General features: G+C 34.7%; 11 protein-coding genes, 1 tRNA gene and 1 pseudogene. 8 read left to right on the top strand and 5 right to left on the bottom strand.

What is annotated here, in order from left to right:
- Window positions 1–114: 114 nt before the first annotated feature.
- The 4 genes from ACFIJ7_RS04280 to ACFIJ7_RS04265 all read left to right on the top strand — a co-directional run bounded on the left by ACFIJ7_RS04280 (window position 115) and on the right by ACFIJ7_RS04265 (window position 2,557).
- Window positions 115–333 carry a hypothetical protein gene (locus tag ACFIJ7_RS04280; protein WP_375644687.1) on the top strand — a complete coding sequence of 73 codons (219 nt, stop codon included), beginning with the start codon at window positions 115–117 and terminating at the stop codon, window positions 331–333.
- A 375-nt stretch (window positions 334–708) separates the two neighbouring features.
- On the top strand, window positions 709–1,476 hold the full coding sequence (locus ACFIJ7_RS04275; protein WP_375644686.1) for a hypothetical protein: 768 nt from the start codon (window positions 709–711) through the stop codon (window positions 1,474–1,476).
- Window positions 1,476–1,937 (top strand): hypothetical protein, encoded by a 462-nt coding sequence (locus tag ACFIJ7_RS04270; protein WP_375644685.1) that lies wholly within the window; start codon window positions 1,476–1,478, stop codon window positions 1,935–1,937. Before ACFIJ7_RS04275 ends, ACFIJ7_RS04270 begins: the two co-directional genes overlap by 1 nt.
- Before the next feature lie 5 nt (window positions 1,938–1,942).
- Entirely contained in the window at window positions 1,943–2,557 is a 615-nt protein-coding gene (locus ACFIJ7_RS04265) for a hypothetical protein (protein WP_375644684.1), read from the top strand.
- A 72-nt stretch (window positions 2,558–2,629) separates the two neighbouring features.
- Here ACFIJ7_RS04265 and ACFIJ7_RS04260 read toward each other — a convergent pair.
- The 4 genes and pseudogenes from ACFIJ7_RS04260 to ACFIJ7_RS04245 form a co-directional block, all read right to left on the bottom strand.
- Window positions 2,630–3,649 (bottom strand): annotated as a pseudogene (locus ACFIJ7_RS04260) (tyrosine-type recombinase/integrase).
- Between the two features lie 667 nt (window positions 3,650–4,316).
- The gene (locus ACFIJ7_RS04255; RefSeq protein ID WP_375644683.1) at window positions 4,317–5,339 is read right to left on the bottom strand and encodes an outer membrane protein; all 1,023 of its coding nucleotides are present in this window, start codon (window positions 5,337–5,339) and stop codon (window positions 4,317–4,319) included.
- 564 nt (window positions 5,340–5,903) lie between these two features.
- On the bottom strand, window positions 5,904–6,176 hold the full coding sequence (locus tag ACFIJ7_RS04250) for a hypothetical protein (RefSeq protein WP_375644682.1): 273 nt from the start codon (window positions 6,174–6,176) through the stop codon (window positions 5,904–5,906).
- On the bottom strand, window positions 6,170–8,545 hold the full coding sequence (locus tag ACFIJ7_RS04245) for a mechanosensitive ion channel domain-containing protein (protein ID WP_375644681.1): 2,376 nt from the start codon (window positions 8,543–8,545) through the stop codon (window positions 6,170–6,172). Before ACFIJ7_RS04245 ends, ACFIJ7_RS04250 begins: the two co-directional genes overlap by 7 nt.
- Before the next feature lie 181 nt (window positions 8,546–8,726).
- On the opposite strand from ACFIJ7_RS04245, the gene ACFIJ7_RS04240 reads away from it, so the two are divergent.
- The 4 genes from ACFIJ7_RS04240 to ACFIJ7_RS04225 all read left to right on the top strand — a co-directional run bounded on the left by ACFIJ7_RS04240 (window position 8,727) and on the right by ACFIJ7_RS04225 (window position 14,530).
- On the top strand, window positions 8,727–9,104 hold the full coding sequence (locus ACFIJ7_RS04240) for a hypothetical protein (RefSeq protein WP_375629096.1): 378 nt from the start codon (window positions 8,727–8,729) through the stop codon (window positions 9,102–9,104).
- 92 nt (window positions 9,105–9,196) lie between these two features.
- Window positions 9,197–11,710: a protein translocase subunit SecD gene (secD, locus tag ACFIJ7_RS04235; protein WP_375644680.1), complete on the top strand. Its 2,514-nt coding sequence runs from the start codon at window positions 9,197–9,199 to the stop codon at window positions 11,708–11,710.
- Between the two features lie 99 nt (window positions 11,711–11,809).
- Window positions 11,810–13,561 (top strand): YbaL family putative K(+) efflux transporter, encoded by a 1,752-nt coding sequence (ybaL, locus tag ACFIJ7_RS04230; RefSeq protein ID WP_375636306.1) that lies wholly within the window; start codon window positions 11,810–11,812, stop codon window positions 13,559–13,561.
- Window positions 13,562–13,576: 15 nt separating this feature from the next.
- Entirely contained in the window at window positions 13,577–14,530 is a 954-nt protein-coding gene (locus tag ACFIJ7_RS04225) for a YbhN family protein (RefSeq protein WP_375636305.1), read from the top strand.
- 1,570 nt (window positions 14,531–16,100) lie between these two features.
- On the opposite strand, the gene ACFIJ7_RS04220 is transcribed toward ACFIJ7_RS04225, so the two are convergent.
- Window positions 16,101–16,176 (bottom strand) — tRNA-Lys (locus tag ACFIJ7_RS04220).
- Window positions 16,177–16,407 lie beyond the last annotated feature (231 nt).

Raw genomic sequence — 16,407 nt, 5'->3', positions numbered from 1 at the left:
TTGGCTGGTTGCCAATTTATTTAAGCCGGCAAGATCTGAACGCCATCAGTTCAAACTTAGCAAGAGAAATCTTAAAGCACAATAATCTAGGTGAACGCGTGTGTGGGTGGAAACATGGCTAGAAAAAAAACACAAGACGATATAGAGCTTACAGAAGCAGAAAAAGAAATACTTCAAGAAATCATCATGACCTACAAAAGTGTGAAAATGATGTCTCGCTTGATGAAATGGATAGCGTTTTTTATCTTTTTGTTGGTCCTTGATTTTGCACGCCTTATGGATGCGATAGACAATATCTTCGCACATTTAAAACAGTGGATTTCAAATAATTAATCTTTGAATTAATTATTTCATGAATTTAAAGCTTCTAATAAACTATATTTGATATGAACAGTTTCGAAATTTTAATCCTTTAAGAATGAAGAGGAAGTCAAATCTCCGTAAAACAACACAATTTCTTGTCTTTTATAGATCAGGATGGATAATGAAAACAAATTTAAGTGGCCGCGTAAGAAATACATCTTTACCAGAAAATCATGCTCTACTGCCTCTTTTTGAAGCAGTTGTAAATTCTATTCATTCCATTGAAGAAATAGGAAATGATTTTTCCTCAAGTCACATTATAATTTCAATCATACGATCTGACCTTTACTACCACTTGACAAAGATACAGAAAAACTAAATGAGACAGAAATTGTAGGTTTTAAAGTGATCGACAATGGTACAGGCTTTAATGATCATAATTTTCAATCATTTGAAACTTTAGACTCAGATCATAAAAGAGATAAAGGTTGCCATGGTATAGGACGACTTTTATGGCTTAAAGCTTTTGATAATATAAAAATCAGGAGTATTTATGAAACAGATAGAGGATTAAAAGGGCGCACATTTTTATTTGATGCTGTTGCAGGTATAAAAGAATTAGACGAATTTCAAGATAATTGTACGAAGAGAGAAACTATTGTTGAGTTAACAGGTCTAAACCAAAAATATAAAAATCGTATTCCTAAAAAACTACAATCTATCGCAAAAGCACTCTTAGAACATTGTCTCTGGTATTTTGCAAGGATTGGTGGTTTCCCTTTCATAACTATTGAAGATGACACAGAAAAGATATTATTGAATGATCTATATGAACAATGCATGCATGGAGCCGTTTTAAATGAAAAAATAAAAATAGAAAATTATAATTTTTCTATTATGCATATTAAATTTAGATCCTTACCTTTAGAAAATCAGGCTTTATGTTTTTGTGCAGGCAATAGAGCTATTACAAAAGAAAAGTTATCTGAGAAAATTCCGGGTATGCAATCAAAACTGCAAGATGATATAGGTGAATTTATCTACTCTTGTTATGTAAGCTCTCTTTTTTTAGATGAAAGAGTACGTTCTGAAAGAATAGGCTTTGATATTGAAGAAAATGTTGAAGATAAACAAGAAGATTTATTTGAAGGAAAAAAATATCATTTCCGATAATGCGACAAGCCATTTATGAAAGAATTCAAAAATATTTAGCTGTAGAATTAAAGCAAAACATTCAAAACAGTAAGGAGATAGTTGAAAAGTTCACACATAAAGTACCACGCTATCGTCCACTCCTAAACTATTTGACTGACAATGACTATATGATTTCACCTAAAATAAATGATAAAAAATTGGAACTACATTTGCATGAATGTCTTGCTAGAGTAGAAAATGAAATTTTAGAAGAAGGTCATAATGTTTTAGCAGTTCAACAAGAAGAAAATCCAGAGCGGTACGCTGCAAGAATTAATAAATATGTAAACGCTGTCGGTGATCTTAAAAAGTCCGATTTGGCTAATTACTTATGCCATAGAAAGACTATTATAGAGCTTTTGAAAGAATCTTTAAATTCTCTTTCTACAGATGATGGCAAAGAAAGATATGTTAAAGAAATGTTATTCATCAACTCATAGTGCCCATGAAGTGCGATTCTGACTCTGTTGCTATGAATAATTGTAATTTATGGTTGATTGATGAAAAATTAGCATTTCATGATTATTTAGCTTCTGATCTTCCATTAAATAGAGTCCCTTTTACAGGGTCTACGGATAAGGAAAGACCTGATATATGTAGTTTAGAAGTATATGACAATTCTACCTATTGTACTCCTCTATTAGTATCAGACAATAAAGAGAATTCAACATCTCCTACTTTGGCGTCTCTTACTATAGTGGAAATAAAGCGTCCAATGAGAAATGATGCAGAATCTGGTACCGACAAAGATCCTATTGAGCAGGTCTTTACTTATTTAGAAAAAATTCGTGAAGGTGAAGTACGTACCCCAAAGGGGCGTCCAATAAATTTGAACGGAAAAGTTCCTGGTTACTGTTATGTCATCTGTGATCTAACTGAAAAAATACAAGAGTGTTGCAAACGTTGGGATTTAACAGAAGCGGGTGATCATATGGGATATTTTGGTTATCACAAAAGATACGAGTCCTATATAGAAGTGATTTCATTTGATAAACTCATAGCTGATACTGAAAAAAGATATCAACGACTCTTTGAAGCTTTAGGATTGCCATTACGATAAAGCAATAGCGATTATATTTCTGATTTAATGATTTTGAATATTTTGTCAAACCACTCCCGATATAAAGCTAGCCTACTGCTCTAAAAGAACACGCCGTTGCGCTAAAAAGTCTGTTCGCATATAGGCTTTCGTCACTGAATTCCCAACTGAATGCGCAAGAACAGATTCTGCAATCTCAAACGGTGTTGACGTTGTTTCTGCTATCCAGCCCCGTAAGCTTGAACAAACACCATGAGGTCTATAATCAAAACCTTTGTCTTTCATAAATTTAGAAAGTGTTATATCAGATATAGGCTTTCCAGAACTCCCAGCAAATAAAAAACCATTTTTTCTATTTTTTTTTGCTGTTTCAATAACAGCAAGCGCTTCAGTTGTAAGCAGCACACGAAAATCAGAAACCTTTCCAACAATCCCCTTCATATTTTCTTTTGGAATAATTCATATTGATCCATAAATTTCTTCTGACCGAATATGCCTGATTGGCATAGAACGAACACCCGTCAAAATAAGAAGTTTTAAGGCTAGATTTGATACAAGCTCATCATTTAAAGATTGAAAAAACTTAGGTACTTCTTTCCATGGCATTGCTGGAATATTTTGGGTATTTTGAATAAACTTTCCTAATAAAGCTTTTGCTTTTGGTATCAATTGCATATCCACATCTATACTAAGTGCCACCGCATGTTTTATAGCTATATTCACGCGGGATAGAGCTTTACTTTCTATTTCATTTTTTGTCTTCCAAATAGGAGAAATGCATCCTTTTATATCGACTTGCGTCAGTTCAGTGATTGGCATATCACCAAATTTAGGAAAAACATATAACTCAAGAGATGTTAACTACCTTGCTGCTTTTTCTTCATTTTTCAATTCGTTTTTTTTCGCTTCAAAAGCACTGGAGGCAATTTCTCGTAAAGAAACACCCCCTTGCCCGACGCAAATTTTCTTTTGTTTTTGGTGAATTGGGTCAATTCCTTGATCCCAAAAGTCATAACAAGCTGAAGCCTTGAACCGTGCTTCTTTTAAAGATACATTGCTACAAAAGCCTAACCCCGTTTCTCGTCGTCTTTTATTGAGGTCAAACCTAAAAATCCATCATCCTTGATCTGATGCAATTTTTATAAGCCATAAACCAGCTCTGTCAGCATATTTGCCTTTAGATAGATTTTTTACAGATAAGACTAATAGTCTATCACATGTTCTTATTTTTCGAACCACCTTTTAAAAGCCACCTTTTGAATCGCGCTTGGAGCACTTTCATCTGATACCAAGATTATATAAAAAGAAAATTTAATAAATAAAATAAAAACAATTAGTTATTAAATAGAAAAAAGATAAACCGCGCTATCAGGTGATATTGTAGAGAATTCTAAAGGAAAAAATTGGTGCATAAACGTGCACACCATCCGCATCACTCTATGTGAATTTTCTTTATCTTCTAATTGTTTAGATAGAAAAATGATCTTTAAGTTTACTTTTTTAACGCTATAATGATATTATCATGCGATAACGTAATAATGCAAAAAACGAATCATTCCTTCTTTGCAAATAAATATTTCAACTATACCTTGTGAACCAAAGAATTTTCATTCTTAACAATTAAGAATTTAAATAATTCTTTCTTATCTCCTCATCATCACTCAAAATCAAAGACCCTTTCTTCACCATAAAATAGCATTTACAATGCATAACATTAAAAAATAAAGGCCCTATCAAAGAGATAGGACCTCTTAAATTTAAGCTCCTTTATCCTACACAACTAGAATTTGTAAGCTATTCCTGCGCGAAAATCATTCGTCTTATACTTAACTTCAATCTCGTCTTTAAATTTCTTTTTACCAAAATCTGAGTAACGATATTCCGCACGCACAACAAGATGATCTGTCATTGCAAAATCAACACCACCGCCGAGAGTATAACCAATCATCGTTTTTGTTGCATCCGATGTCCTATTAAAGGGCTCACCTCCCGTAATTACTGTCGACAAAATATCTTGAAACTGTCCATAAGCAATACCACCAGCAATATAAGGCATCACACGCCCCGCAGAAAACCCAACACGCACCCGTGTAGCACCTGTCCATTTTTGTTTTAACGTATGATTAAAAGTTAAACTGTCTTTATCCTCTGCAACAGAGCGAGACAATCCTCTACCCTGTCTACTGACAAGTTTTGCCCTTTTTCGACTTTTTCCTTCAGTACCCGCTCCTTCAGTACCCGCTCCTTCAGTACCCGCTCCTTCAGTACCCGCTCCTTCAGTACCCGCTCCTTCAGTACCCGATCCCTCAGTACCCGATCCTTCAGTACCCGATCCTTCAGTACCCGATCCTTCAGTACCCGATCCACCAGTGCCAGGGCCACCAACACTCGATTCATCAGCCTGAAATCTTGTTTTTGTATCCTTTTTTTCCGTTAAAAGAATATCCGTATCAATCCCCACAATAAAATTATTACCGAGATCAAAATTAACACCCGCATAAAAACCACCTATAAATCCAGAAAGCTCAGGCATATACTGTTTCTCGACGGGTATCCATGGTTTACTTTTACTCTCTTCATCAGGATAGAGAGGAATATCAACATCACGCGTTATCGCAGAAGTCTTACTTGAAAAGCCACCCACTTGCCCCCCGAAATAAATACCTGCCCAAGAAAAAGGTGAAGAAGCAACAACTTCTGAGGCAACATGTACTGGCTCTTCATGAGCCACCACATCTGCAGCCTGTACTATAGAAGGTGAAATTAAAGAAAAAACAGATGCTGTTATAAATTTTGTATTCATAAAATTATACCCCATTGCTAAATTTAAATATAATCAAAAATCACATTTAGAAAAACAAAGTTTTATAAATTCTTATGCTGCAAAATCACATGTACTCCTTTATAGTTACATTTAAATCTATCACTAGATTAATATATCTTTACATCAAAATTTAATATTATCAAATAAATTTTAAAATATTAGAATAATTAATACTCCAAATAATAAATATTTAATAAAAATACTTATTATATTTTTTAAATGATGAAATATAAAACATTGTGTATCAAAACAAACGCAAAAAAAATCACAAAATAGTATATTTTACACCTTTTTTCGTGAGAAAAATTCTAAAAGTGATGTAACTATTTTTTAAAAAATCGATATTCATTAAAAATATTATAAATACCTCAATATTCTTATATCCAAAATGCATACTGTAGATTCTACATAGTATTAAAAAATACACCCATTTTATACTAAAATCATACCTTTTTTCTACCATTTTCTAAAGGATGAGATTATTAATACGACAATATCATTATCCTTCTAAATCTTGTCTCCAAATAAAAATTCTCAATCATTTTATTTAAAAACTGCTCTTCCCCGACTGATTTCTATATTATCATCTGCCTTTATTGCAAAACGGTCTTTATTAGGAAAAGTTATAAAACATCCCTTCATACAAATTGTAATTGTTTGATGAGTATTTAAAGAAACTTTTGAAGGTATACTTCCCTCGATAACAACGAGAGATTGTACCTTTAAATCTGTATTCTTCACTGTTGCGGCAAAAGCTGTTATGGTAAAAATATTCAACAGAATAACTATAATCAAAGCATAAATATATTTCAGCATTCTAAGATTCCTTCCTCAGCAAAACGCTTATATAAGACAAATCGAAGAGCATTGGTTACATGAGAAGGTGAGGTAATATTAGGCACATAAATAGCTAAATTAAAGGAAAAACTCTTATGATCAAATGCTGTAAAACTCACCTGCGGGGTAGGATTTTTTAAAACGCCTTCTGTCGCAAAAGCAATCTCCAACAAAATTTCAGCAACATGCTCTGGAGCAACCTTAGATGATACAGTAACTGGTATATCAATTCGTCCTACTTTATTACGTCTAGTCCAATTACTAACGTTGTTATTAATAAGGCTTGAATTGGGAATGATAATCGTCTTACGCTGAATGGTCTCAAGTTCCGTTGCACGCACACTAATACGCTTAACAACACCACCTACTGATCCAGATTCTATATAGTCTCCTATTTTAAATGGTCTTCCAACTAAAATAATAAGTCCAGAGACAAAGTTTTGGACAATATTCTGTAAACCAAAACCTATACCAAGTGAAAGTCCTCCAGCAATAAGAGCGAAATTTCTAAGATCCAAACCTGCCATTGACAATCCCGTCAAAGCAGACACAACAACGCCTCCATAACTTATCACTGTTTTGATAGAATTACGTATACCAGAATCGAACTCTCCATGAACCAACACCACACTATCTAACCAACCAATAAATCGGCGAATAAGAAACCAGCAAACACAAAAAGAAATAATTCCTGTTACAATAGAAATCAAAGAAAGAGTAATATTTCCAATCTGAAAACCGGTAACCAATTGCCATAATACTGCTTTCAAATCAGAATAGGAAAATCCAAACTGTACAGCAATTGGCATTGTACAAAATACAACAACAAATAAATTGAGAAAAACGCTCACAAAAACTCCCAATTGATTCATCGTTTTTTCTTCTAAATGAAACCTCTGCATCAAAAGATGACCAACCGTTGTTTTCATAAATTGGCCTTTAGTTCCAAGTGCTTGAGCGCTTTGTATTCCTAAATACATGAGAACTAAAAATGCTCCACCAATCATAATTTGCTGCATAATAAAACGTGCAAGACCAACATAACCTAAAAGATTCAACACAAAGAGCAGTAACCCCAAGCCAATAAGAGGAATGCGTATATAAAATGGCCAAAAATATGGTTCTTTTTTTTCTCCTTGAAAACGCTTACGTCTAAATCGCAAAGGTACAAATGATATTATAAACAGCAATATCGCTACAAGAAAAACAGCAATAAAACTTTTAGCAATTGTCAAAGATAGAGGCGCTGAAATGATTTGATAAATACTATCAAGAACAGCATCAAATGCCAACACACCCGCTAAAGAAGTGAGTAAAATCACTAATTGATAAGCAGACGATGGTGCAATACTGAGAAGACGCGCATGGGGCATATTCGAAGATAAAAGAACAATTGCTAAGCGATTGATTAAAAATACTAAAATAATCTGACAACCTATCATATCAAAAACTGTTGTAAGCTTACCTAGATCTAAGTTAAAACTACGAAACAAAAACAACACAAGATAAACGCAAAGAGTACATATAAGCGAAGGTAAGAGAACTGAAATAAAGGCGATCAATAAGCGTTGTAAATAAGATATTTCCTCATTAGACTTCCTAAAGTGGCAATACACATGAACAAGAACTTTTCGAGAAAAATACGAAAGACCCAAAGTGATAAAAAGTGGAATTAAAAAGGAAAGAAATAGTTGTAACAACTTGAAATAAAATACAAAATTCCACCAATAATTTAACAACAAAAGAAAATCTGATGAAGCCTCTTTTGTTTTTTGGGCGAGCTGTTTAACCATCGGAATCGAAAACTCAAGCCTATACGTAAGCGTGCGTTTAAAAAGCTCCCGAGATTGAGAAATAGAAAGTTCAGCTATTCTATTTGCCGCTAAGAAAATTTCTTCAAAACGAAGCATGATACTGTTAATTTTAGCTTTTTGCTCTATCAAGTAAGAATATTCTTTCACTGAGCTTTTCATTTTTTTTACGTCACGATGAAGCTCTGTTAATTGATCAAGAAGTGTATTAATCTCATTAAGAGGAGGACGCAAAACAAATGCTGCTTCAATAGCACGTTCACTGATATCTTGTGCACGTAACCGCAATTCTTCTAAAGAACGATCATCTTCTGACTTTCTGTCAAAATCTCTTTTTAAAGTTTCACTATTTTCTTCAAGAGTCTCAATAATCAACTGTTGTTGTTGAATAATTTTATCAACTGAATAAGAATCTATTGTTTGTTCGACAATTGTATTTTGTGCACCCCTATTCCCCCATGCACCAGAATTAAATACAAAGATAATCCCCAAAAGAAGGAAAAGTATGTGGATGTTTTCTCTACAAAATGAATACATATCGACCTTATGCGCACAAAAAGGATTTTATCCCCCCCCTCCTTAATATGGTATAAAGCAGATATTTTCAACTTTTGTAGAATAATCTTATAAAAGCTTTCCCTTATCCTATAATACTGATAATAAGAGAAAAGGATAATAAATAAGCTGAACTCAATAAGATTAAAGAAGGCACTCTAGCATGTGTTTTTTGCACCTCTATTGCAAAAAAGAAGATTTTCTTCCTTTGACAACTTGGATTTTTCTATCCAGTTTAGGTGTATTCTTGACGAGCAACCTAGGAACGCGTGCTTATTTAATCAAACAATCACACACCAATAATATCATTAAAACGAATAGATTTGATTTACACAATAAATGTAATCAGTTGAATGTTACCACAACTGAAAACAAAAAACTTGTAACACTCCATACAGAATCTATTTTTACGAGAACCTTTCAAAAAATCCTAACATTGGATTTCTTTTTAATAAAGATTCCAGCTATTGATACACGATTTCGTAGCGTTAAAACGCAATATTTCTCAAATAAACGCGCTCCTCCTAATGAACACACTTAAATTCTCTTCCTTGAATTATAAAACGATCATCTTATTTTACTTGTGCTTTTAACTTTGAATAACTGTTAGATTGCCTATTAGCGGAATATATCATGCGTACACCTGGTTGGTTAACTACCCTTTATTGTTTTATTCTTTTAAGCAGCATTTATGTTGCCTTGCCCAATTTATTTTCATATGAACAAGTTAAAAACTCGAAATTCTTACCCGACACCCGTGTAGCACTTGGTCTTGACCTTCAAGGAGGCTCTTCTCTCCTGCTCGAAGTTGATAGCAAAACGTTAAAACGCGATCAGTTACACATAGTTTTAGGCAGTGTACGCAATGTATTGCGTGAAAAACAAATCCGCACCTCAAGTGTGCGTATCGTTGAAGATAGTATTATTGCCCTTATTTCTGATCCATCGCAAACTGAAAAAGCACTCTCTGCTTTGAAAACATTAATAACCCCCATACACAGTAGCTTTGGTACAACAGAACATAACATCACGATCAGTGCTCAAAATGAAACTCTCCGCGTCACATTAACGGAAGCTGGTATAAAAGACCGTGTAAGCAATGCTATTGAACAAAGCTTAGAAATCATCCGTCGCCGTATAGATCAAGTTGGTGTTTCAGAACCAGCCATCCAAAAGGTCGGAAATGATCGTATTATGGTCCAATTGCCCGGACTACAAGATCCAAAACAACTACGTGATCTTTTAGGAACAACCGCTAAGATGAGTTTTCATCTTGTTCCTTCTAATGTGGACCCCAATAATCCCCCTATAGGTGTTTCTATTCTTCCTGGATATACTGATGCAACACAACACTATGCAATTTATGATCAAATCGCTTTAGATGGAAATGTCCTGAAAGATGCCCGTGCAGGTTTTGACCCCCAAATACCAGGGCGTTCCATTATTTCATTTACTCTAGATTCCGCTGGTGCAAAAATATTTGCCGATATAACACGACAAAATATTAACCGTCCTTTTGCCATTGTTCTGGATAATAAGGTTTTAACCGCTCCTACCATCAATAGTGTCATTCCCAATGGACAAGGTCAAATTACAGGAAACTTTGACCCCAAAGAAGCCTCAACTCTGGCTGCTCTGCTTCGTGCTGGTTCCCTCCCCGCACCACTCACGGTCATTGAAGAGAGAACCGTAGGTCCAAATCTTGGTGCTGATGCCATCCAAATGGGACTTTACACCGGCATAATTGGCTTTATTCTTGTTGCAATTTTTATTTTTCTTCTCTACCGCATTTGGGGATTAATTGCCAATATAGCACTAGCTCTGCACACGATTTTAACATTTGCTGCACTGAGTCTTTTGGGAGCTACGCTTACGCTACCTGGTATTGCTGGTATTATTTTAGGCATCGGTATTGCCGTTGATGCTAATATTCTCATCAATGAACGTATCCGTGAAGAAAGTCGAAAAGGTGTGAGTGCTTTTGCAGCCCTAGATCGTGGATTTAAACACGCTTTTGCAACCATTGTTGATGCAAATGTTACGGCAATTATAGCGACTGTCTTACTATTTTGGTTTGGTACCGGTCCCGTTCGTGGTTTTGCCGTAACAATGTTGCTTGGTATTATCATCTCCATGTTTACAAATATCACCATTGTACGCATCATCATGATTTGGATCGTTCGTAAATGGAAAATTAAAAAATTGCATATTCACTCTGCTTTCAACATCATGCCAGAAAACACAACTTTCCACTTTATGAAAGCACGTTTCATTGGTATTGGCGTCTCAATTGTTTTATCAATGGCTTCAGTCTTTCTCTTTTTTAAGCCTGGATTGAACTTCGGAATTGATTTCATTGGCGGAAGCCAAATGAGTATTACCACGAAAGCACCAGCAGATCTAGCAACTCTGCGTTCCAAGCTTTCTACTCTTAATATTGGTGAAGTTACCTTGCAAAATATTGATAACGAAAACACCGTATTAATTCGCATGCAGAAACAAAGCGGTAGCGAAGCACAACAAACCATCGCCATTGATAAGGTCAAAACAGCTGTACAAAATATCTATCCCGATACCACATTCGATCAAATAGAAGTTGTTGGTCCCAAAATTTCAGGCGAGCTTGCCACAGCTGCTTTTACTGCTGTTATCCTTGCGGCTATTGCCATGTCTCTCTATATATGGTTACGCTTCGAATGGTTCTTTGCTATTGGAGCAATTATCACTCTCATTCTAGACACCACAAAAATGATTGGCTTTTTTGCTTTATTTCAATTTGATTTTAATTTAACGGCTATCGCTGCACTCTTAACAATTGTTGGATATTCTATAAATGATAAAGTTGTCGTCTATGATAGGATGCGCGAAAATATGCGTCTTTATAAAAAAATGCCGTTGCGCGAGCTGATTGATCTGTCAATTAATCAGGTTCTTGTACGTTGTTTTTTTACATCAGCCACAACAATTCTTGCTATGCTCCCCATGGCGATATGGGGTGGAAGTGCTGTTCATAATTTTGCATTGCCCATGGTCTTTGGGATTATTATTGCAACATCATCCTCTATCTTTATTGCTGCTCCTATTTTACTCCTGCTAGGAAATTGGTGGCGTGAGCGAAATAATCGTGCAAATACCAAAGTGAAATAAAAATGCCCTTTAATACGTATGATACATTTCGCTTCTCTTCTCATAGAAATATAGTCATTTTCATTCATTCGCTTTTTGATCAAGAATAGTAAATAATCCATGCTCCACGACACACCACTTATCACAACTATTGTTGCAGGTTTATGTTTAGCATTTCTCTTGGGAATGATTGCTAGCCGTTTGCGTATTTCACCACTTGTAGGCTATTTGTTAGCCGGTGTTATTGTGGGACCCAATACAGGCGGATTTAAAATAGATTCCGTCATCATTAATCAACTTGCTGAAATTGGTATTATTTTGCTGATGTTTGGTGTTGGGCTCCACTTTTCATTAAAAGATCTTTTATCTGTCAAAGCTATTGCTGTCCCCGCTGCTATTGCACAAATGGCATTTTCTACTTTTCTAGGTTTGTGCCTTGGTTTGATTATGGGCTGGGGCTTCGGTGGTAGTTTGATCTTCGGCCTTGCTTTATCCATAGCAAGTACTGTTATCCTTCTACGTGCTTTGCAAGAGCGTCATCTTATTGAAACAGAAAAAGGACGCATTGCCGTTGGATGGTTGATTATTGAGGATTTAGCAATGGTCCTTATACTTGTCCTCATCCCTTCCTTGGCAAGTGCCCTCAGCAACACCAAAAAAGAAGCGTTGGATCCTCTTGTTCAATGGTTGGATTTAAGTATTTGGGGTATTTTTGGTCTCACCATCCTGAAAGTGATTGTATTTATTGCACTTATGCTCGTCATTGGGCGACGCGTTATCCCATGGCTTTTAAAAATGAGCGCACAATCGGGATCACGTGAATTATTTCGTCTTAGCGTCTTTGCTATTGCATTAGGAGTGGCTTTCGGAGCCGCTCATTTATTTGGTGTTTCTCTTTCTCTTGGTGCTTTTTTTGCTGGTATGGTCATGAGCGAATCAGAATTAAGCCACCGTGCCGCGGAAGAATCTTTACCACTGCGCGATGCTTTTTCTGTTCTCTTTTTTGTTTCTGTAGGCATGTTATTTGACCCAGAGAAACTCTTAACTCATTTTTTTCCTCTCTTAGCAACCTTATTCATTATCGTAATCGGAAAATCTGCTGTTGCCTTTTTCATCGTTAAGGCTTTTCGCTATTCTAATGCAACAGCTTTGACTATTTCTGCAAGCCTTGCCCAAATCGGAGAATTTTCCTTTATCCTTGCTGGTTTAAGTTTAAGCTTAGGACTTTTAAACAATGACGCTCATGATTTAATTCTTGGAGGAGCAATTTTTTCTATTTTGCTCAATCCTCTTGTTTTCATTGCCTGTAATAAAATTAAAAAACGTCTAGAAAAAAATTCTGCATCTTCACAAAATACCCAAACAATTATTGATATTGATCCACAAGATCCTGACCAAGATTTTTTGCCGATGACCTTAAAAAATAACCATATCGTAATTATTGGCTATGGTCGTATTGGTAAGTGTGTTGCATTATCTTTAATAAATAGAGGTAAACCTATAGTGATCGTAGAAGAATCAAAACGCCTCTCTGATAAAGCGATTGCAGATGGCTTTGAGGCTATTTGCGGCAATATCATTCAACAAGAAATAATGAACGCAGCAAATATAAGTAATGCAGATAAAGTTGTTATTACAATGCTAAGCACCATTGAAGTAGGAGAATGTATCGTTAATATAAGGAATATGAAGAAAGATATCCAGATAATCACACATGCATTATCCGACATAGAAACAACATATCTCATTGATTTAGGTGCTGATGTTGTAGTAACGGATAATGAAGAAATTGCCAATGGCATCATAGAGTATATAATGGAACGAAGATCTGTACAGAATATGCTCAATCATGAAAATTTACAGAAAACATAAAATGGATAAAGAATCGTGAAAATAAAGCAGTTTATATGGCCATTGATTGGTATCTTAGCAATGCTGATATCTATTCGGATTCTTTATATGAAACTCTCTGCCATTTCATTTGGGGATGTATTGGAGCGCTTGAGCGATTTAAATGCACAGCACTGGTTATTAGCCTGCTTATGTTCTCTCCTAGCTTATGCTGCTCTTGCTGGATATGATCGAATTGCCTTGCAACATCTAGGCCATAAAATTTCTTGGGTTTTTATCGCTATATGTTCATTTACAACCTACGCTCTTTCACACAATATCGGTGCTTCAGTTTTTTCTGGTGCCGTTGTGCGCTATCGTGCCTATAAAATGAAAGGATTAAACGGAACAGAAATCGCAATATTAGTAGGTTTCTGCTCTTTTACTTTTGTAATCGGCACAGTCTTACTTTTGGGAATCGTTTTGGTGCTACAACCCGAAATTATCACCCTCATTCATAAAGAACTTCCTGAATGGCTAGGAACAACGGTTGGAGCAATTTTACTCAGCTGTATAGCACTTTATACGTTTGGCAGCTGGCTTCAGTTAAAACCCTTACGCTTGGGTAAGAAAATTCAACTTTCCTATCCACGGCTAAAAATTGTTATTCAACAGCTTCTCATTAGCCCTTTAGAGCTTTTAGGAGCAGCAGGAATTATATATGCTGTTCTCCCACACAACGCAGATATTCATTTTATCTCTGTTCTTGGTGTTTTCCTAGCATCTTTTACGATAACTCTTCTCTCCAATGCTCCAGCAGGAGGAGTAGGAGTTCTTGAAGCTCTCTTCATAACAGGCATGCCCAATATAAATCCAACCGATGTTATTGCAGCACTTATTGTCTTTAGAATGTTTTATTTGATTATACCGCTTATCATTTCATTATTTGTGGTCGCCATTTTTGAAGCGCATCAATACTGGAAAAGAGCCCCCAAAACACCTCCTGAATAAATAAAAGGCTATCAACTACTTCTTTTTTGTGTGCCTATAAAGGATTATCATCCATGCTAATCGATTGTATATGTAAATTAATACAATCATTATTTTTATTTATCTTTTTTACATTGAAACTTGAAGGTCCCCTTTTATAAGAATCTTACTTTACGAAAAATATAGAAATATTTATCTATTTTCCTTCAAAAAAACTCCCATAAACTTGAATATTAAAAGTACTATTTTATTATGTAATCGATTTTTATGTTGGATAAAGCACATCATTGCAAAAAACAAATACTCAAATTTAAAAACCTCTATCTGAAAATAACTTCATTTTATTATTTAAAAAAGAAAAATTATATAAATCAAGAATACTTAAAGAACCCTTTTAATAAAAGAATTTTTCCTAAACGATCATATAAAAATACAAGGAAAAACTTTACAAAATTTTCATCTCTCAAAAATATAGGAATAATGTGTATACATATTGTGTCACGCTTTTGTTTGTCACGTTCTTTAATAGAATCAAGCCTCTCAAAGAAAAAACACCATCGTGTTGCCAATTTACATACCTTTTTTAAGAAACCTCTCTCAGTGCTCTTCCCCATTACACAATAACACCCGTAAATGGATAATAGTAAAGCCATTGTTGCACCATCATCTTTATACTTAATAAAAGAGCAAGCCTGCACCATTATACTATTTTTCCAATGTTGTGATAACTTTTAACGCTTAAGAACTTTAATAAGAATCATTTTTATGCTTTTCTTTAATAGTCTTTATCCACACGTTAATCCCATTTATAATGCACAAATAAATGAGTTTAATTAATTCATTATAAGAGAGATTAAAACAAAAGAAGTTTATGGCAGTAAAGTTTTCTCAAACAAAGAATAATTAATTATTATAAATCAATATATTATAATGATTCTGAGCAGCTTTCTTAATGTTTATATTTTTAACGGTTAAGCTAACGGAAAGACAGTATAACGTAACCGCACGGTTTAATATTCTAAAACTTAAAGCCCTATTAAAGCTTATTTTCTGTCGTTTAGCAGGTATTAGTTTTAAACCATTAAACTGATCTAATTTTATTCCTGTTATGTCCAGCTAACTACTTTGTTTTATCTTGATTCACCCTCTTGGAATACTGATGATTATTACAGAGATCTTTTGTTTAAGTGGGAGAGTTATCAAAAAATATCCACGCTGCTGACACAACTAAAGTGTAAAGTTTCTTCTATCTTTAAACAATATGCTAAAAATCCAAAAAAATTTAGTCAATTTATATTAAAAGAAGTGAAAACTGTTGATTTTTATACCCCTTTAAATAGCACAATTGTCGGTAAGAAACTTCTCCTTACCAATTGCGATTTAAAAAAACAATACGCATTAAAAGATCTTTAAATGTCCTTTGAAATTCTTTAAGCCCCTAAAAGTACAACACCCGATGACTAAGCTATATCGACAATCTTCACTTTTAAACAAATGCATATAGGGAAATCCTACTCCCCAATTTTATTTAGCAACTCGTACCTTAAAAAAATTTACGCAATCAATAAGTTGTTTACGGTATAAAATCGAATGGTGGGTGATGAGGGGATCGAACCCACGACCCGCTGATTAAGAGTCAGCTGCTCTACCGACTGAGCTAATCACCCATAAGCTTCTCAAAAGATGAGAATGAGCGTTTCTATAACGCTCCTAAGGATGGATGTCCAGATATTTTGTTGTTTGTTATATAGACTCATTGTCTGTAAGATTAAAAATATGATATTCACCACTTGATCTTATATAAAAATAAACCCATTATAAGGAACTTTCTAAATAAGTGTTCTGATTGTTATACAGAACCTATAGTTGGAGGATTATCGAGTATAATGCCCGAGCAA

The sequence above is a fragment of the Bartonella sp. MR100HLJHH genome (assembly GCF_042194215.1).
Classification (GTDB): Bacteria; Pseudomonadota; Alphaproteobacteria; order Rhizobiales; family Rhizobiaceae; genus Bartonella; species Bartonella grahamii.
The sequence above is the reverse complement of the archived record's forward strand: the minus strand, read 5'-3'. Positions and strand labels throughout refer to the sequence as shown.